The organism is Rhodobacter lacus (genome assembly GCF_042683065.1).
In the GTDB taxonomy this organism is placed as follows: domain Bacteria; phylum Pseudomonadota; class Alphaproteobacteria; order Rhodobacterales; family Rhodobacteraceae; genus Rhodobacter; species Rhodobacter lacus.
Genome location: NZ_JBHUIX010000005.1, coordinates 14,071 through 32,075 on the forward strand (window position 1 = coordinate 14,071; position 18,005 = coordinate 32,075).

General features: G+C 65.0%; 17 protein-coding genes. 7 read left to right on the forward strand and 10 right to left on the reverse strand.

The window, feature by feature from the left end; all coding sequences use genetic code 11:
• Positions 1-4: 4 nt before the first annotated feature.
• The 4 genes from ACFSM0_RS05065 to purC form a co-directional block, all read right to left on the reverse strand.
• Positions 5-1,801 carry a sensor histidine kinase gene (locus tag ACFSM0_RS05065; protein ID WP_377387979.1) on the reverse strand — a complete coding sequence of 599 codons (1,797 nt, stop codon included), beginning with the start codon at positions 1,799-1,801 and terminating at the stop codon, positions 5-7.
• A gap of 45 nt (positions 1,802-1,846) precedes the next feature.
• Positions 1,847-2,515, reverse strand: a complete 669-nt coding sequence (purQ, locus tag ACFSM0_RS05070; RefSeq protein WP_377387981.1) for a phosphoribosylformylglycinamidine synthase subunit PurQ — start codon at positions 2,513-2,515, stop codon at positions 1,847-1,849.
• A gap of 70 nt (positions 2,516-2,585) precedes the next feature.
• Complete coding sequence (gene purS, locus ACFSM0_RS05075; protein WP_377387983.1) at positions 2,586-2,825, reverse strand: phosphoribosylformylglycinamidine synthase subunit PurS; 240 nt, start codon at positions 2,823-2,825, stop codon at positions 2,586-2,588.
• Positions 2,826-2,836: 11 nt separating this feature from the next.
• On the reverse strand, positions 2,837-3,598 hold the full coding sequence (gene purC / locus ACFSM0_RS05080) for a phosphoribosylaminoimidazolesuccinocarboxamide synthase (protein WP_377387985.1): 762 nt from the start codon (positions 3,596-3,598) through the stop codon (positions 2,837-2,839).
• Between the two features lie 279 nt (positions 3,599-3,877).
• Here purC and ACFSM0_RS05085 point away from each other — a divergent pair, with 279 nt between their 5' ends.
• From ACFSM0_RS05085 to bmt, 3 genes are all read left to right on the forward strand, one after another.
• Entirely contained in the window at positions 3,878-4,192 is a 315-nt protein-coding gene (locus tag ACFSM0_RS05085) for a DUF1476 domain-containing protein (protein WP_377387987.1), read from the forward strand.
• A gap of 214 nt (positions 4,193-4,406) precedes the next feature.
• Entirely contained in the window at positions 4,407-6,389 is a 1,983-nt protein-coding gene (locus ACFSM0_RS05090; protein ID WP_377387989.1) for a phosphatidylglycerol lysyltransferase domain-containing protein, read from the forward strand.
• Positions 6,390-6,490: 101 nt separating this feature from the next.
• Entirely contained in the window at positions 6,491-7,504 is a 1,014-nt protein-coding gene (bmt, locus tag ACFSM0_RS05095) for a betaine--homocysteine S-methyltransferase (RefSeq protein ID WP_377387991.1), read from the forward strand.
• Between the two features lie 102 nt (positions 7,505-7,606).
• Here bmt and ACFSM0_RS05100 read toward each other — a convergent pair whose 3' ends face one another.
• A complete protein-coding gene (locus ACFSM0_RS05100) occupies positions 7,607-8,731 on the reverse strand; it encodes a PA0069 family radical SAM protein (RefSeq protein WP_377387993.1) in 1,125 nt (374 codons plus the stop codon).
• Positions 8,732-8,891: 160 nt separating this feature from the next.
• Here ACFSM0_RS05100 and ACFSM0_RS05105 point away from each other — a divergent pair, with 160 nt between their 5' ends.
• The 3 genes from ACFSM0_RS05105 to ACFSM0_RS05115 all read left to right on the forward strand — a co-directional run bounded on the left by ACFSM0_RS05105 (position 8,892) and on the right by ACFSM0_RS05115 (position 10,519).
• Entirely contained in the window at positions 8,892-9,590 is a 699-nt protein-coding gene (locus tag ACFSM0_RS05105) for a corrinoid protein (protein ID WP_377387995.1), read from the forward strand.
• A 147-nt stretch (positions 9,591-9,737) separates the two neighbouring features.
• Entirely contained in the window at positions 9,738-9,908 is a 171-nt protein-coding gene (locus ACFSM0_RS05110; RefSeq protein ID WP_377387997.1) for a hypothetical protein, read from the forward strand.
• Complete coding sequence (locus ACFSM0_RS05115; RefSeq protein WP_377387999.1) at positions 9,905-10,519, forward strand: DUF1638 domain-containing protein; 615 nt, start codon at positions 9,905-9,907, stop codon at positions 10,517-10,519. Before ACFSM0_RS05110 ends, ACFSM0_RS05115 begins: the two co-directional genes overlap by 4 nt.
• Before the next feature lie 28 nt (positions 10,520-10,547).
• On the opposite strand, the gene fnrL is transcribed toward ACFSM0_RS05115, so the two are convergent.
• A complete protein-coding gene (gene fnrL, locus ACFSM0_RS05120) occupies positions 10,548-11,294 on the reverse strand; it encodes a transcriptional regulator FnrL (RefSeq protein WP_377388001.1) in 747 nt (248 codons plus the stop codon).
• A gap of 57 nt (positions 11,295-11,351) precedes the next feature.
• Here fnrL and hemN point away from each other — a divergent pair, with 57 nt between their 5' ends.
• Positions 11,352-12,707, forward strand: a complete 1,356-nt coding sequence (hemN, locus tag ACFSM0_RS05125; RefSeq protein ID WP_377388003.1) for an oxygen-independent coproporphyrinogen III oxidase — start codon at positions 11,352-11,354, stop codon at positions 12,705-12,707.
• Between the two features lie 199 nt (positions 12,708-12,906).
• Here the strand turns inward: hemN and ACFSM0_RS05130 are convergent, their stop codons facing one another.
• From ACFSM0_RS05130 to ACFSM0_RS05145, 4 genes are read right to left on the reverse strand one after another with little or no spacing between them, the layout of a single operon-like run.
• Positions 12,907-14,133, reverse strand: a complete 1,227-nt coding sequence (locus ACFSM0_RS05130; protein WP_377388005.1) for a glycosyltransferase — start codon at positions 14,131-14,133, stop codon at positions 12,907-12,909.
• The gene (locus ACFSM0_RS05135; RefSeq protein ID WP_377388007.1) at positions 14,133-15,734 is read right to left on the reverse strand and encodes an ABC transporter ATP-binding protein; all 1,602 of its coding nucleotides are present in this window, start codon (positions 15,732-15,734) and stop codon (positions 14,133-14,135) included. The genes ACFSM0_RS05130 and ACFSM0_RS05135 overlap by 1 nt, the downstream gene beginning before the upstream one ends.
• Positions 15,731-16,837, reverse strand: a complete 1,107-nt coding sequence (locus tag ACFSM0_RS05140) for an ABC transporter permease (protein WP_377388009.1) — start codon at positions 16,835-16,837, stop codon at positions 15,731-15,733. Before ACFSM0_RS05140 ends, ACFSM0_RS05135 begins: the two co-directional genes overlap by 4 nt.
• Complete coding sequence (locus tag ACFSM0_RS05145; RefSeq protein WP_377388011.1) at positions 16,837-17,988, reverse strand: microcin C ABC transporter permease YejB; 1,152 nt, start codon at positions 17,986-17,988, stop codon at positions 16,837-16,839. Before ACFSM0_RS05145 ends, ACFSM0_RS05140 begins: the two co-directional genes overlap by 1 nt.
• Between the last annotated feature and the right edge of the window lie 17 nt (positions 17,989-18,005).

The window sequence follows — 18,005 nt, forward strand, 5'->3', positions numbered from 1 at the left end:
CGCGTCACTCCGCTGCCCGGCGCCCGCTGTCGGGCGCGTTCATTCCCGCCGTCAGCCGCGGCAGCCGCATCTCGAACACGGCCCCCCCGGTCTCGGCATTTTGCGCGGTCAGCCGACCGCCGAAATCGCTCACGATGGACGAAGAGATCGCCAGGCCAAGCCCCGTCCCCTCGCCCGGTTTTTTTGTCGTCCAGAACGGCTCGAACAGTTTTTCGAGATCAGAGATCCCGGGCCCGTTGTCGGCCACCGTCAGCACCGCCATCTCGTCCGCGGTGAGGCTGATCTCGATCTCGGGCGTGCGCACCGCCTTGGTCGCATCGAGCGCATTGCGCAACAGGTTGATGATCACCTGCTCAAGCCGGATCCGATCGGCCAGAACCATCACCTGCCCGCGCGGCAGGTTGCGCAAGATCCGCACCGTGCGCGCCTTGAGCTGCGGCTCCATCATCGCCAGCGCAGAGGAGAGCGCCGCGCGCAGATCAACCGGCTCGACCGCATCGCCGCCCTTGCGCGCATAGGATTTGAGCTGGCGCGTGATCGCGCCCATCCGCTCGATCAGATCGTCGATGCGCTGGAACGACGACAGCGCCTCCGCCACCCGCTCGCGCTGGAGCAACAGCCGCGCCCCTGCAAGGTAGGTTTTCATCGCGGCGAGCGGTTGATTGAGCTCATGGCTCACCGCCGCCGACATCTCGCCCAGCACGGCGAGTTTCGAGCTTTGCTCAAGCGTTTGTTCCGCAAGGCTCAGGTCTTTTTGCACCCGTTCGCGCTCGGCGATCTCGCGTTTGAGCCGGGCATTGAGCGCCCGCAGCTCGGCCGACTCGCGCCGGTAAACGGCAGATTGCACCTTGGCGCGGCGCGACACGAAGTAAAAGCCCAGTGCCATCAGCACCGCAAAGCCCATGATTTCAAGCGCGATCACCGCGTTCACACGGTCGCGCACCGAGGTATAGGGGGTAAAGGCCACCATCCGCCAGCCACGAAACGGCAGCCGCGCCTCGGTGCGCATCACCGCCTGCCCCGAGACCCAGGCATCGGGCGGCTCATTGGCCCAATCGGCCGTCGCCTGCAGCGCGCGCTCGATCGCCGAGGGGGCGGAGCGCACCGCAAGCGCTTCCTCCATCGTCACGCCGCGCCAGCGCGGCTCGGTGGCCAGCACGATCTGGCCCGAGCTGTCGAGCACCGCCACGGCATCCGAAATCCCGGCCCAGGCGCGCTCATAGCGCGCAAGATCGGCGCCGACCACGATCACCCCGATCAATTTGCCATCCGACAGAACGGCCCGCGAATAGACAAAATCCGAGGCGCCGGTGACGCCCTTGACGGCGGTAAAGATCGTATCGCGCGAGCGTTGCGCCTCTACAAAGAAGGGCGCGTCCTTGAAGGTGGTGCTCAGCACATTGCGGTCGGTTGCCGCCACCACCCGGCCCTGCAGGTCCAGGAGCCGGATCGAGGCCACGCCCACCTCGTCGCGCGCCGCGATCAAAAGCGCCGATGTGGTCGAGAAATCACCGGAATTGAGCGATTTCGAAAGCTCCGGGTCGCGCGCAAGCAAAAGCGGCACCACCGAGGTGCGCTGCAATTCCGAGAGGATGTTGCCGGAATAAAGCGCAAGCCTAAGCTCGGTGCGCATCCGCGTTGTCTCAGTAAAGCGCTCGGTGAGCCAGGTGTTGGTGATCCAGACCCCCGCGATGGTGGCGCCCAGCATCGCCACCACAAGCAGCCGGTAGGCCGCGCGGCGAATGCGCCGGCGGGTCTCGGCGCGGGTCGGGATATCGGAACGGGACGCGGTCTCGGGCATGAGCTCAGATTAGGCGAAGCCGCCCGCCCCAACAAGCGCGCCCGATCACGCCTCGGCGAGCAGCCCGCAGAGCGCGCGGAAAAGCGCCGCCCCGTCGGTGCCGCCCTGCGCGGGCTCGACCACACGCTCGGGGTGCGGCATCAAGCCGAGCACGCGGCGGTTTTCGCTCAGCACCCCGGCAATATCGGCGGTGGAGCCGTTCGGATTGTCGAGGTAGCGAAACGCCACCCGATCCGCGCCTTCGAGGCGCTTGAGCCCCTCGGCGTCGATCACATAATTCCCGTCGTGGTGGGCGATCGGATAGGTGATCTCCGCCCCGGCGGCATAGCCCTGGGTGAACGGGCTCGCGGCGGTCGCCACCGCAAGGCGCTGCGGGCGACACACGAATTTGAGCCCGGCATTGCGCATCAGCGCACCCGGCAGAAGCCCCATTTCGGTGAGCACCTGAAAGCCGTTGCAAATGCCGATAACATGGCCGCCCTTCGCGGCAAAATCCACCACCGCCTGCCCGATCGGCGAGCGCGAGGCGATGGCGCCGCAGCGCAGATAATCGCCAAAGGAAAAGCCCCCCGGCACGCCCACCACATCGGTGCCCGCCGGGATCTCGGTTTCCTTGTGCCAGACCCGCACCACCTCTGCGCCACTCTTGGCAAAAGCGTCAAACAGGTCACGGTCGCAGTTCGACCCCGGGAAGGTGATGACGGCGGCTTTCATCGCGCAACGGCTCCTGCTTCGACTTTGTGCAAATATCCCGGGGTCCGGGGCAGAGCCCCGGTCCGGCCGGTCAGGCGATCTCGACGGTGTATTTCTCGATCACGGTATTGGCGAGCAGCTTCTCGCACATCGCTTTCACTTCAGCCTCGGCCGCGGCCTTGTCGGTGGCGGCGAGATCAAGCTCGATCACCTTGCCCTGACGCACGCCCTCGACGCCCGAAAAACCAAGATGGCCCAGCGCATGCCGCACCGCCTCGCCCTGCGGGTCGAGCACCCCGTCCTTCAGCATCACATGCACGCGCGCTTTCATCGGGCTTCCTTTCAGTTGATCAGCGTGGGCTTCATCGCGGTGGCATTGGCGGGCAGAACGCCGAGCCTGCGCGCAACCTCGGTATAGGCATCGGTGAGCGAGCCCAGATCGCGGCGGAACACGTCCTTGTCGAGGTGCTGGCCGGTTTTCACATCCCACAGACGGCAGCTATCGGGGCTGATCTCGTCGGCCACGATCAGGCGCATGTAGTCGCCATCCCAAACCCGGCCGATCTCGATCTTGAAATCGACGAGCTTGATACCAACGCCAAAGAACACCCCCGAGAGGAAGTCGTTCACGCGCAGCGCGAGCGAGACGATATCATCGAGGTCTTGCTGGTTCGCCCAGCCGAACGCGATGATATATTCCTCGGGAACCAGCGGATCGCCGAGTTCGTCGTTCTTGTAGCTGTATTCCACGATCGGGCGCGGCAGCGCCGTGCCCTCTTCCAGCCCCAGCCGCTTGGCAATGGAACCCGCCGCAAAATTGCGCACGATCACTTCGAGCGGTACAATTTCCACCTGCCGGATCAGTTGCTCGCGCATGTTCAGACGGCGGATGAAATGGTTCGGGATGCCAACATTCGTCAGCCCGTTCATGAAGAACTCGCACAGCCGGTTGTTGAGCACGCCCTTGCCTTCGATCGTCGCTTTTTTCTGCGCGTTGAAGGCGGTCGCATCATCCTTGAAATACTGCACCAGCGTGCCGGGCTCGGGGCCTTCGTAAAGGATCTTCGCCTTGCCTTCGTAGATCTTCTTGCGACGCGGTGCCATGGGCTCTCCGATAACAAACCTGCGGGTCCGCCGGACCCGATGCCGAGGGGCTCCCCTTGCCGCCCTATAGGCCAAGCCGGCCTGCGCTGCAAGGCCGGCGAGGGCTCCGGGCGCACCGCACGCGCTGCCGCGCCCGGATGCTGCCGCGCGGCGCGATTCGCGCGGCGTTGCGGCGCCCTCGAAGCTGCTAGCGCAATCACTTCTCCGCGACACGATCAACTCTTGCAGCAGCCCCCCAAGAAACCATATCAGAGAAAGGAATCGACTTTGGGGGGACAGATGACCACTTTCGACGATCGCGAACACGCTTTCGAAGCCAAGTTCGCCCATGACGCCGATCTGCGCTTCAAGGTTGAGGCGCGCTCGGTAAAGATCCTCGCGCAATGGGCTGCCGAACTTCTGGGCAAGACCGGTGCCGAGGCAGAGGCCTATACGGCGGCTCTGATCGCGGCCGATTTCGAGGAAGCCGGGCAGGAAGACGTGATCCGCAAGCTGATCATCGATCTGGCCGGTGTGGCCGATGAGGAAAAAATCCGCGCCCGCGTGCGCGAGGCGATGGGCGCCGCCTTCAAACAGATTGCCGAAGTCGGCTAAATACCGTCAGGCACCAGACAATCGCAGCGAGCCGGCACCCGCGTGCCGGCTTTTTCATGCCCGCCCCTCAGGGCGCCTTCGCCGGCCCGGAAACGGTTAACGACTGCTCACCAATTTCCCTGTTTTTGAGGCAATTTTCAGCCTTTGTTAGCCTTCCGGGTGCACACCGGACCCCCGGAGTGTGTCGGGACGGTTTCAGGGTAAGGGGGGTATCATGTCAGAGCAGCGCAATGGCATCGCGCGCGCGCGCGTGGGAGAAACAGTGCAAGGGGCGCATCCTGCCGGGCTGCGCGTGGGCGCGGCGGCGGGGCGTCAGGTGCTCGGCATTGCGCTTGTTGCGGCTTTCCTCTGGGCGCTGCGCGACCGGCTTGCGAGCCTTGATACCAATGCCGTGCTGGCAGCGCTTGCGCGCCTTGATGCGCTCGACTGGGCGCTTGCGCTCGGCGCCACTGTGCTCAGTTTTGCCGCGCTCGCGCGCTATGATGCGCTGATCCACCGGATGCTGCACCGCCCCACCCCGCCCGATGCCGCCCGCCGCGCGGGCTGGACGGCGATTGCGCTGTCGCAAACGATCGGATTCGGCCTTGTTTCGGGGGCGCTCGTGCGCTGGCGCATGCTGCCCGAAACCTCGCTTGCCCAGGCGACGAAAATCACCGCCACCGTGGCCGCGACCTTTCTCGCCGCCTGGGCGGTGCTCACGGCCGCGGTGCTCCTCGTCGCGCCGATCGAACATCCGCATCTGACGGTCTGGGCGGTGCAGGGGCTTGCCCTCCTTGGCCTTGCCCTGGGCGGCGCGCTCGCGCTTGCCGGTCTGAAACTGCCGGGGCTCAAGGTCGGTCGCTTCACGCTGCGCCTGCCCGCCCCCGCCATGCTTGGCAAGATCCTCGTGCTCGCGCTGATCGACACGGCCTTTGCGGCGCTCGCCCTGTGGGTGCTCTTGCCGCCCGGCAGCGAATTGAGCCTTCTCGCGCTTTACCCCGCCTTTTTGCTCGCGCTTGGGGCGGGCTTCGTCTCCGGCACGCCGGGCGGCGTGGGCCCGTTCGAGATCACCCTCGTCGCCCTTCTTCCCGCCACGCCCGAGCCGGAACTTCTGGCCGCAATCCTCGCCTGGCGGATCACTTATTTCGGCGTGCCGGCGCTTGCCGCTGCCGCGCTTGTCGCGCTGCGCCCGGGCCGCGCGCTCGATCACCCGAGGATCGTCGCCGCACCGCTCGACTGCCCGCAGATCGCGCATCTTGTGGCACAGGATCGTCAGGCAGAACTGGGCCTGATGCGGCAGGGAGAGCTTGGCCTGCTGCGCTGTGACCGCACCCCCGGGGGCTGGATGGCCGGGCGCGCCGGGCGCACGCTTGCCGCCGTGCTCGACCCGGTGGGCACGCAGGCCCGCCCCGAGTTGCTCGCCGCCCTCAAGGCCGCCGCGCGCGCCGAAGGCCGCCGGGCCAGCCTTTACAAGATCTCTGCGCGCACCGCTGCCGTTGCCCGCCGGGCGGGCTGGGCGGTCGCCCCGGTGGCGAGCGATGTCTGGGTCAACCCGCAAAGCTTCAGCCTCGACACTCCGGCCCGCTCCGGGCTGCGGCGCAAGCTGCGCAAAGCCACCAAGTCCGGGCTCAGCGTGCGTGCCGCCGAGGGCCCGCTGCCGATGGCCGAGATGACGGCGATTGCCGAGGGCTGGCGTGTTGCCCGCGGCGGGGAACGCGGCTTTTCGATGGGGCGCTTTGCCCCCGGCTATGTGGCACATCAACAGGTGATGCTCGCTTACATGGGCAAGACGCTGGTGGGCTTTGCCTCCTTCCATGCCAACCGCTCGGAATGGGTGCTCGACCTGATGCGCCCCGCCGAAGGCGCGCCCGATGGCACGATGCAGGCGCTGATTGCCGGGGCGATCACCGCCGCGGCAGAGGCGGGTGTTGCGCGGTTGTCGCTTGCCGCGCTGCCGCCCCGCGCGGAAGACATCGTGGGCCCGGCTGCGCATATCTGGCGCCGTGCCGAGAAGGGCGCGGGCGCTGCGGGGCTGCGCCAGTTCAAGATGAGCTTCGCGCCCGAGCTTTCGCCGCTCTACATCGCCGCCCCGTCAGCCGCTGCGCTGGCTCTGGCGGGCGCGGAGATCGCCCGGGCGATCCACCGCCCGGCGGCGCTCGCCCATCTGGCCCCGGCACAGCCCGCCCCCGCTCCCGACGCGCCGCCCGCCTTGGCCTGAGGCGGCGCTGTGATGCGGCTCAAGATCTTCTTGAGCGAAAGGAAATTGCAACTTGGCCCGGCCCGTGGCAGGGAGAGCGCAACCGGATCAGGAGAGGCCCCATGACCAATACGCTCACCCGCCTTCTGCAAACGCGTGACTGGCTGCTGGCGGACGGCGCCACCGGCACCAACCTGTTCAACATGGGGCTCTCCTCGGGCGAGCCGCCGGAAATGTGGAACGTTGACCACCCGGACCGGATCACGAAGCTCTACAGCTTTGCCGTTGAGGCGGGCTCGGACCTGTTCCTGACCAACTCCTTTGGCGGCAATGCCTCGCGGCTCAAGCTGCACAATGCGCAATCGCGCGTGCGCGAGCTCAACCGCATCGCCGCCGAACTTGGCCGCGAGGTTGCCGACAAGGCGGGCCGCCCGGTCGCCGTTTGCGGCTCGATGGGGCCGACGGGCGAGATCTTCGCGCCGATGGGCACGCTGACCCACGAGCTTGCCGTGGAGATGTTCCACGAACAGGCCGAGGGGCTGAAAGAAGGCGGCGCCGATGTGCTCTGGGTCGAGACGATCTCGGCGCCCGAGGAGTTCAAGGCCGCCGCGGAGGCCGCGCGCCTTGCCGGCATGGACTGGTGCGGCACCATGAGCTTTGACACCGCCGGGCGCACCATGATGGGCGTGACCTCGGCGCAACTGGCCGCCCTGGTGGAAAAACTGCCCAATCCGCCGCTTGCCTTCGGTGCCAATTGCGGCGTCGGCGCGGCGGATCTGATGCGCACGGTGATGGGCTTTGCTTCGGCGGGCACCGAGCGGCCGATCATCGCCAAGGGCAATGCGGGCATTCCGAAATACCACGACGGCCACATCCATTACGATGGCACCCCGGCCCTGATGGGCGATTACGCCTGCCTTGCGCGCGATGCGGGCGCCACCATCATCGGCGGCTGCTGTGGCACCATGCCCGAGCACCTCAAGGCGATGCATGAGGCGCTGACGACGCGCCCGCGCGGGCCGCGCCCGAGCCTTGAGGACATCACCGCGAAGCTGGGCGCCTTCTCCTCCGCCTCTGATGGCACGGGCGATGATGATGGCCCGAGCCGGGAACGCCGCGGCCGCCGTCGCGGCTGAGGAAACCGTTGCAAAGTCATGGATTCGTGCCAGAAAGGCGAGAGCGTCTTTCTGGAACGATATCCTGTTGCCAGCCGATGAGGGCAAACGATGGCGGAAAGGTCAGAACAGTTCGAGCTGCTCGCCCCCCCGTGGCGGCACCCGGAACCGGCTGCTGTCGAGCGGCGGCAGGTCTGCCGCAAGGCTGAGGCGGCGGCACGAGACCTCGAACCGGCGCGCGAGCAGCTCCGCCTCGGTCCCCTCCCCCTCCATCCGCGTGCCAAAGCGCGGATCGTTGAGCTTGCCGCCGCGGAAGGCGGCGATGGCGCCGAGCACCTTTTCGGCCCGCAAGGGGTAGTGGCGCGTGAGCCAGTCGGCGAAAAGCGGGGCCACCTCATGGGGCAGGCGCAACGGGATCATCGCGGCAGACTTTGCCCCCGCCCGCCGCGCCTCGGTCAAGATCGCCTCAAGCGCGTGATCGGTGAGGCCGGGGATGATCGGCGCGGCCATGACGCGCACCGGCACCCCCACTCGCGCCGCCTCGCGGATCATTCTGAGCCGGGTTTGCGGCGTGGGGGCGCGCGGCTCCATCTTGCGCGCGAGATCCTCGTCGAGCGTGGTGAGCGAGATGCCCAGATGCACGAGCCCGCGCTTGGCCATGCTGCCCAAAAGATCCAGATCGCGCAGCACCCCCGCGCCGCGGGTGGTGAGCGACAGCGGATGGTTGAAATCGCTCAACACCTCCAAAAGCCCGCGCATGATCCCGCGCTCGGCCTCGACGGGCTGGTAAGGATCGGTTGCCGTGCCGATGGCGAGCGGCGCCACCGCATAACCGCGCTTGGAAAGCTCGCGCGCCAAAAGCTCCGGCGCCTCGGGCTTTGCCACGATCCGCGTCTCGAAATCGAGCCCGGCGGAGAGGCCAAGATAGCCATGCGTGGGCCGGGCAAAGCAGTAGATGCACCCATGCTCGCAGCCGCGGTAGGGGTTCACCGAGCGGTCAAAACCCAGATCGGGCGAGCTGTTGCGGGTGAGGATCGTTTTGGGATGCTCCACGCTCACCTCGGTGCGCAGGAGCTTTTCCTCCTCCGGCAGATCCCAGCCATCGGGCTCGACCAGCCGCGCGTAAGGCTCGAACCGACCCGCAGGATTGGCCGCAGCGCCCCGGCCCCGCAGCCGGTGGCGCGGATCGGGGGGCGGCAGATCGAGGGGCAGGTTCAACGCGATACTCATGCCCCGAAAATAGAACATAAAGAGAACATCATGCAAGGGATTCGGCACCGCAAAGCTGGCCCGGTTCTTGCCCCGCAAACGCACCGCGTCGGGGACGGAGCGCCGCATGTCGCAAATACCAAAGTAACCGGCTTGCATTTTTCGCATCACCGGAACAGTCCCCCTCAGGAGAACGCCCATGGCCGATGAAGACGACATCATTCTTTCGGAACTCGACGACGAAGAGCTCGTGCAGCAGATGCACGACGACCTCTATGACGGGCTCAAGGAAGAGATCGAAGAGGCCGTTCATATCCTGATCGAGCGCAGCTGGACGCCCTATGACATCCTGACCAAGGCGCTGGTCTCCGGCATGACGATCGTGGGCAACGACTTCCGGGACGGCATCCTGTTCGTGCCGGAAGTGCTGCTCGCCGCGAACGCGATGAAGGGCGGCATGGCGATCCTGAAGCCGCTGCTGGTTGAGACCGGCGCGCCGCGCATGGGCAAGATGGTGATCGGCACCGTCAAGGGCGACATCCACGACATCGGCAAGAACCTTGTGGCGATGATGATGGAGGGCGCGGGCTTCGAAGTGGTCGATATCGGCATCAACAACCCGGTCGAGGCCTATCTCGAAGCGCTCGACCGCGAAGAGGCCGACATTCTCGGCATGTCGGCGCTGCTCACCACGACCATGCCCTACATGAAGGTCGTGATCGACACGATGAAGGAAAAGGGCATCCGCGACAATTACATGGTGATCGTCGGCGGGGCGCCGCTGAACGAGGAGTTCGGCAAGGCGATCGGCGCCGATGCCTATTGCCGCGACGCCGCCGTTGCCGTGGAAACCGCGAAAGACATGGTGGCGCGCAAGCACAACCGGATGGGCGCCTGATCGCCCCCGCCCGCTGCCCGAACCGCGGGCAGCCGGCCCGCCGGGCCAGAGGGTGCAACGAAATGTGAACCTTAAAGGCCCCATGCTGCGACTGGGGCCTTTTCCTTTGGCGAAAGGCGTCCCATATTTGGTTCAAGGAGAGTGCCCATGTTTCAGCCCATGCCCCTGCCCCATTTCCTGCTGATGCTGCTTGTGGTGATTCTCGCCGCGGCGCTCACCATCGTCGTGGCGGTGCATGCAGCCGTGCCTCTCGCCGCGCTTGGCCTTGCCGCGCTGGTCGGCGCCGCGCTGATGCGGCTCTTTGAACGCATCGAATGAGCCCTGCCGATACGGGCGGCGCGATGGCAGCGGAGCGGGTGCTGCTGATCGCCTGTGGTGCGCTCGCCGCCGAAATCCTCGCCCTCAAGGCCGCGAATGGCTGGGACCATCTCGATCTGACCTGCCTGCCCGCGAATCTGCATCTTTACCCCGAGCGGATCACCGAGGCCGTTGCCACGGCTGTGGAAAAGCACCGCCCGAGCCATCCGCGCATTTATGTTGTCTATGCCGATTGCGGCACCGGCGGGCGGCTGGCCGCGAAATGCGCCGAAATCGGCGTCGAGATGGTGCCGGGGCCGCATTGCTATGCGTTTTTCGAGGGCAATGACGCCTTCGCCGCCCATGCCGACACCGAAACGACCGCCTTTTACCTCACCGATTTTCTGGTGCGGCAGTTCAACGCCTTCGTCTGGCGCCCGATGGGGTTTGACCGCCATCCCGAGCTGATCTCGATGATGTTTGGCAATTACGAAAAGCTCGTCTATCTGGCCCAGACCAACGACCCGGCGCTGGATGCAAAGGCCGAAGAGGCCGCCGCCCGGCTCGGCCTTGCCTATGAGCGCCGTTTGACCGGTTACGGCGATCTCGCCACCGAACTCGCGCGGCTCTGAACCGGGCGCAGCCCCGAAGCCGCCCGCCTCAGACGATCAGCCCGCCGTCGCTGTCATCCCCCGCCTCGATCATCAGCCGCTCCATGTCCGGCACGGTGACATGGCGCTTGCCCTCCAGCTCGATCACCCCGTCGCGCTTGAGCGCGGAAATCTGGCGGCTCACCGTTTCCAGCGTCAGCCCGAGGTAATCGGCCATCGCCTCGCGCGTCAGCGGCAAATCGAAGGTCAAACGGTTGTCTGTCCGGCGGTGACGTATCGACGCATCCCGCCGCGCCACGATCGACAAAAGCGAGGCGATTTTCTCGCGCGCGGTCTTGCGACCGAGCAAAAGCATCCACTCGCGCGCGGCATCAAGCTCGTCGAGCGTCATCTGCAGGAGCCGCTGCGCGATATGCGGCGTGCGCTCCATCAGCTCCTCAAACGGCTTGCGCCGGAAGCAGCACATCAAAATATCTGTCGTCGCCGTAATGTTATAGGCGGCGCGGTCTCGCCCGGGGCGGCCAACAAAATCAGAGGGAAGCAGGAGCCCCACCATCTGCGTGCGGCCATCTTCAAGGGTCTGGGTGAGGGTTGCGATGCCCGATACGACAGAGGCGACAAAATCCATTTTGTCCCCCGACCAGATCACCGTCTGGCCCGCCTCGAAACTTCGGTAGTACTTGACCGATTCGAGTTCATCGAGTTCGTTGGCCTCGCAACGCGCGCAGACGGCCCGGTGTCGAATCGGGCAATCTCCGCATTGCAACGAGGCTGGATACACGTCGTCGTGAGACATTGCCTTGCTTGATATGGGTCAATTCCTGGTGCGCGTCTTGAAGGATAGAATACGCCTATGAAACATGAATCGCAACTCGCCCGGCTCGGCCTTTTCGACGCCCGGGTGCCCCGCTATACCAGTTACCCGACGGCACCCCACTTTTCGACTGCCGTCGGGGCTCCGAAATTCGTGGAGTGGATCGAGGCGATCCCCGAAGGCGCCGCGATTTCGCTTTATATCCACGTGCCTTTCTGCCGCCGGCTGTGCTGGTTTTGCGCCTGCCGCACCCAGGGCACGCAGACCGATGCGCCGGTCAAGGCCTATGCCGAGACGCTGGTCACCGAACTGGGCATGCTGAAAAAGCATCTGCCCCGTGGGGTGAAGCTGTCGCGGCTGCATTGGGGCGGGGGCACCGCCACGCTTTTGCCGGCCGAGTCGATGCGCATGGTGGCGGATGCCATCTTCAACGCGGTCGACCTGGGCGAGCATGGCGAGTTCTCGGTCGAGATCGACCCGAACGAGATTGATGACGAGCGCATGGATGCGCTGGCGCAATCGGGGATGAACCGCGCCTCGATCGGCATTCAGGATTTCGACCCGTTCATCCAGTCGGTGATCGGGCGCGAACAAAGCTACGAAGTCACCGCGAAAGTGGTCGACATGATCCGCGCGCGCGGCATCGACAGCCTGAACACCGATATTCTCTACGGCCTGCCCTATCAGACCAAAGAGAAGATCACCGAGAGCATCGAGAAGGTGCTGACGCTGAAGCCCGACCGGGTGGCGCTTTACGGCTATGCCCATGTGCCGTGGATGGCGCGGCGGCAAACGCTGATTCCGTCGGACCAACTGCCGACGCCGCAAGAGCGGCTGGGCCTGTTCGAGCGCTCGCAGGAGCTGTTCTCGAATGCGGGCTATGACATCATCGGCATCGACCACTTTGCCCTGCCGACCGATGGCCTCTCGAAAGCGCTGCGCGCGGGGCTCTTGCGGCGCAACTTCCAGGGCTACACCGACGATCTGGCAGAGGCTCTGGTCGGCATTGGCGCCTCGTCGATCTCGCGCTTCCCGCAGGGCTATGCGCAAAACGAATCCGCCACCGGCGCGCATACCTCGGCAATCCGCGAAGGTCGGTTCTCGACCCATCGTGGCCATGTGTTCTCGCCCGAAGACCTGATGCGGGCGCGGCTGATCGAAATGCTGATGTGCGATTTCGCGGTGTCGAAACAGGAGCTGGTCGAGCAATGGGGCGCTGACCCGGCAGGGCTCGACAGCGAATTTGCCGCCTGCGTGGCGAAATTCGGCGAGATGGTCGAGATCACCGAGACCGGGATTGCGATCCCGGAGCCGGGCCGCCCGCTCACGCGCATGATCGCACGCCACTTTGACGCCTATGATCTCTCGAAAGCCGGGCACAGCTCGGCGATCTGAGCCACAGGCCCGAACAGGCCAGACCGGACATGCAGATTGGGCGCCGCAAGGCGCCCTTTCCGTTTTGTCGCCCGGCAAAGCCGTGGCGACCCGGAAAGGGGGCGCTGCCCCCCTCTTCCGGCTGCGCCGGAATTCACCCCCCGGGATATTTGCACAAAGTCGAAGGAACAAAGGGGCCGAAGACAGGCCCCCTCTTGAGCTATTGCAGCGTGCCGCCTGCGGTCTCGACAAACTCGATCAGCCGCGGCAGGCAGATCGTTTCGAGATCATATTTCTCGACCACCGAGGCGCGCGCAGCCCGCCGCATGGCATAGTAATTCCCGGGGTTCGCCAGCGCATCGGTGAGCGCCTCAGACCAGCCCTTGATGTCGAAAAAGTCGACCAGCCGCCCGTTCACCCCGTCCTCGATCACCTCGCGCAGCGGTGGCGTATCCGAGCCCACCACCATCGCCCCCGCCGACATCGCCTCAAGGAGCGACCAGCTCAGCACGAAGGGATAAGTGAGATAGGCATGCACCCGGCCGATTTGCATGATCGCCACGAAATCGGCATAGGGCACGCGGCCCAGAAAATGCACGCGGGAGAGATCCAGCCGGTCCTTCACCTCGTCGAGGAATTTCTGTTTCCAGCTCCCCTCCGGGGGCGGGCCGCCATAGCTTTGCCCCTCCTCGCCAATGATCAGCACATGCGCCTGCGGGCGCGCCGCCAGCACATCGGGGAGTGCGCGCATAAAGGTGTGATAGCCGCGATAGGGTTCGAGCGAGCGGTTGATGAAGGTGATCACCTCGTCGCCCGGGCGGAAGGTGAGGGGTGTGTCCGGCACGGTGAAGCGCGCCTCGGGGTTTGGTGCGAGCCGCGTCGTGTTTACCCCGTCATGGCAGATCGTGATCTTCTGGCGCAACTCTGGCGGGAAGGTTCCGGCCTGAAACACGGTGGGCGAAAGCGCGGCATCGGCCTGCACCATGGACTGGATCAGATGCGCCGAGCGGGCCACCGTGGCGATGCGGTTTTCCAGCGCGCGCTTGGCGAATTCGGGGTCAAAATCGGTGTCGAGCCCGGTCGTTTTATACATGAACTCGGCATAGACCAGGAGCTTCGCTTCCGGCCAGACCTCGCGCAGAAACAGCGTCTCGCCCCAGGCCGGATGACCAAAGATCACATCCGGCACAAAGTCATGCTGGGCGCGCATCTGCCGCGCCGCAAAGGCCGCGCGCATGCCGCGCTCCGCCACTTCGGCGTAAAGCCGCGTCAGCCGCGGCTCGATCTTCACCGGGGCGGGTTTGCGGTATTTGACCACCTGGACCGGCGAGGGGCGCTTGTTCGTCTCTGCCGTCAACGCCAGCACCTGATGGCCGCGCTTTTGCAAAGCTGGTGCCAGATGCGGAAACTGGCCCGGAAAATTCTGGTGCACAAACAAGATTTTCATCAACTCTCCCCCAGCGCGGCGGCAATCAAGGCACGCGTGTAATCGGTTTTGGGTCGTAAAAAAATGTCTTCCGCCGCGCCCGCCTCGACCACATCGCCCGATTTCATCACGAGGATCTGGTGAGAGAGTGCCCGCACGACGCGCAGGTCGTGCGAAATGAACAGGTAGGCAAGCCCGTGCCGGCGCTGCAGCGCGCGCAACAGCGCCACGATCTGCACTTGCACGGTGCGGTCAAGCGCGGAGGTGGGCTCATCGAGCACCACCACCTTGGGGCGCAAGATCATCGCGCGCGCAATCGCAATGCGCTGGCGCTGCCCACCGGAGAACTCATGCGGGTAACGGCTCATCGCCGCCGGGTCGAGCCCCACCTCGGTCATGATCTCCGCCACCATCTCGCGCCGGTTGCGGCCCGGATCGACCCCGTGCACGGTGAGCCCCTCGGCGATGATCTGCTCGATCGTCATGCGGGGGCTGAGGCTGCCGAACGGGTCTTGAAACACGATCTGCATGTCGCGCCGCAAGGGCCGGAGCTGGCGCGCCTGCCAGCGCGAAATGTCCTGCCCGGCGTAAAGGATCGGCCCCTCGCTTTCGATCAGCCGCATCAGTGCAAGCGCGAGCGTCGTTTTGCCCGAGCCGCTCTCGCCCACGATCCCGAGCGTTTCCCCCGCCCGCACCGAAAGGCTTGCCCCATTCACCGCCTTGATATTGCCGACCGTGCGGCGCAAAAGCCCGCGCTTGACCGGGAACCAGACCTTGAGATCCTCGGCCCTCAAAAGCGTCTGCGCCCCCGCCGGGACCGGATCGGCAAGCCCCTGCGGCTCCGCCGCCAGCAGCTTTTTTGTATAGGGATGCTGCGGGTTGGCGAAGATCTCGGAGACCGGCCCCTGCTCGACAATTTCGCCCGACTGCATCACGCAAACCCGGTCGGCGATGCGGCGCACGACACCCAGATCATGCGAGATGAACAACAGGCTCATGCCAAGCTCACGCTTGAGATCGGCGAGCAGATCAAGGATTTGCGCCTGAATCGTCACATCGAGCGCGGTGGTGGGCTCATCGGCGATCAGCAGTTCCGGCCCGTTTGCCAGCGCCATGGCAATCATCACGCGCTGGCGCTGCCCCCCCGAAAGCTGGTGCGGATAATCCGCCAAGCGGCTTTCCGGCTCCGCGATGCCCACCTGGGTCAGAAGCTCGATGATGCGCGCCCGCGCGGGCGCCCCGGTCAGCCCCTGATGCAGCGCAAGGCTCTCGCGGATCTGCTTTTCAATCGTATGGAGCGGGTTGAGCGAGGTCATCGGCTCCTGAAAGATGAAGCTGATGTCATTGCCGCGCACCGCGCGCAGCTCGCGCGCGGAGGCGCCGACCATCTCGCGCCCGAGATAGCGCACCGAGCCCGCCACGCGGGCATTGCCGCCCAGAAGCGCAACGGTGGAAAGCGCCGTGACAGACTTGCCCGAACCGGATTCGCCGACCAGCGCCACCGTCTCGCCCTTGGCAACGGTGAAGCTCACCCCCTTCACGGCGGGGATCTCGCGGCCCTCCTGCATGAAGGTGATATGCAGGTTTTCAACCGAGAGAACGGCGTCGTTTTGGCGGCTCATTTGAACACCTTGCGCGGGTCGAAGGCATCGCGCAGGCCCTCGAAGATGAAGACCAGAAGCGAGAGCATGGTGGCAAAGGTGACGAAGGCGGTGAAGGCGAGCCAGGGCGCCTGCAGGTGCTGCTTGGCCTGCAGCGCCAGCTCTCCCAGGCTGGGTGCTGAGGAGGGCAGCCCGTAGCCAAGGTAATCGAGCGTGGCGAGGCCCGAGATCGCGCCGGTGATGACGAAGGGCAGCATGGTGATGGTGGCCACCATCGCATTGGGCAGGATGTGGCGGACCATGATCACCCTGTCAGAGACACCGAGCGCACGCGCCGCGCGGACATATTCAAAGTTCCGCGCGCGCAGGAATTCGGCGCGCACCACGCCTGTCAGCGCCGGCCAGCCAAAGAGGATGGTGACGAAGACCAAAAGCCAGAACGAGCGCCCGAGGATCGCGAAGAGGATGATGATCACGTAAAGCGAGGGGGTAGAGGACCAGATCTCCAGCAGCCGCTGGAAGATCAGATCGACCTTGCCGCCAAAATAGCCCTGCACCGCGCCCGCCGCCACGCCCAGCACCGAAGAGGCCGCCGCCACGATCAACGCGAAGGCAACCGAGATCCGGAAGCCGTAGATCACGCGGGCCGCCACGTCGCGGGTGGTGTCATCGGTGCCAAGCCAGTGATCGGCATCGGGGGCGGAGGGGGCCGTGCCGACATTGTTGATGGTGCGGTAATGGTAGGGGATCGGCGGCCAGAGGATCCAGCCCGCCTCCACCTTTTGCCCCTCGACCGTGCCCTTGGTCCTGGCTTCCGCCATCACCGCCTCGGGGTCATCCCAGCAGGCCTCGGCGCCGCCCGCGATGATCAGGCATTGCACGGCAGGGTCGCGATACACCGCCTCGGTGCGGAAATCGCCGCCAAAGGCGGTTTCGGGGTAAAAGTTGTAGACCGGGAAGAAATATTCGCCGCGGTATTTCACCACGATCGGGTGATCGTTGGCGATCAGTTCCGCAAAGAGCGACGCGATGAACAGCACCGAAAACAGGATCAGCGCATAGAAGGCGCGGCGATTGGCGCGGAAGTTGCGCCAGCGGCGCCGCGCGAGCGGAGAGAGTGCCATCAGCCCGCCCTCTTCTCGAAGTCGATCCTTGGATCGACGAGCGTGTAAGTGATGTCGGAGACGATGCCGATCACCAGCGAAATCAGCCCGAAGGCGTAAAGCGTGCCGAAGACGAGCGGATAGTCGCGCTCGACCGCGGCCTGATAGCCCAGAAGCCCAAGCCCATCGAGCGAGAACACGGTTTCGATGATCAGCGAGCCGGAAAAAAGCACGGAGAGAAAGAGCCCCGGAAAGCCCGCGATCACGATCAGCATCGCATTGCGGAACACATGGCCATAAAGCACGCGGCCCTCAGTGAGCCCCTTGGCGCGGGCGGTCATCACATATTGCTTGTTGATCTCGTCGAGGAAGGAGTTCTTGGTGAGCAGCGTCAGCGTCACAAAGCCTGAAAGCGTGATCGCGATCGTTGGCAGGGTGATGTGCCAAAGGTAATCGAGCGCCTTGCCCACAAGGCTCAGGCTCTCCCAATCATCCGAGGTGAGGCCGCGCAGCGGGAACAGCTTCCAGTAACTGCCGCCCGCAAAGAGCACCATCAAGAGCACGGCAAAGATCAGCGTCGGGATCGCATAAGCGACAATGATCGCGGCGGAGGTCCATGTGTCAAAGGCGGTGCCGTCCTTCACCGCCTTGCGGATGCCAAGCGGGATCGAGATCATATAGGCCAGAAGCGTTGACCACAGGCCAAGCGAGATCGAAACCGGCATCTTTTCGATCACCAGATCTACCACGGATTTGTTCTTGAAGAACGAGGTGCCAAAATCGAAGCGCAGATAATTCCCCATCATCGTGAAAAAGCGCTCGGTGGCGGAGATCTTTTCCTTTTCGCAGGCGGGGTTTTTCAGATCCGGCGGGCCGGTGAAGCCCTCCGCGCAGACAATGCGGGCAAAGCCCATCTGCACCTCGAGCTGCGCGAGCAGGTCGGGCGAGATGCCGCGTGCGCCCTGATAGCCGCCCTCGTCCAGCCCCTGAGACTGGCCCGCATCGGCACCGCCGGTGATGTTGCGGGTGGCATCCGCCTCGCCCTGCACGCGGGCGATGATCTGTTCGATCGGCCCGCCGGGGACAAATTGCGTCAAAGCGAAGTTGATCAGCATGATGCCGAAGAGCGTCGGCAGCACCAGCATCAACCGCCGCAGGATATAGGCGCCCATCGTGTTTTTTAGCCCTG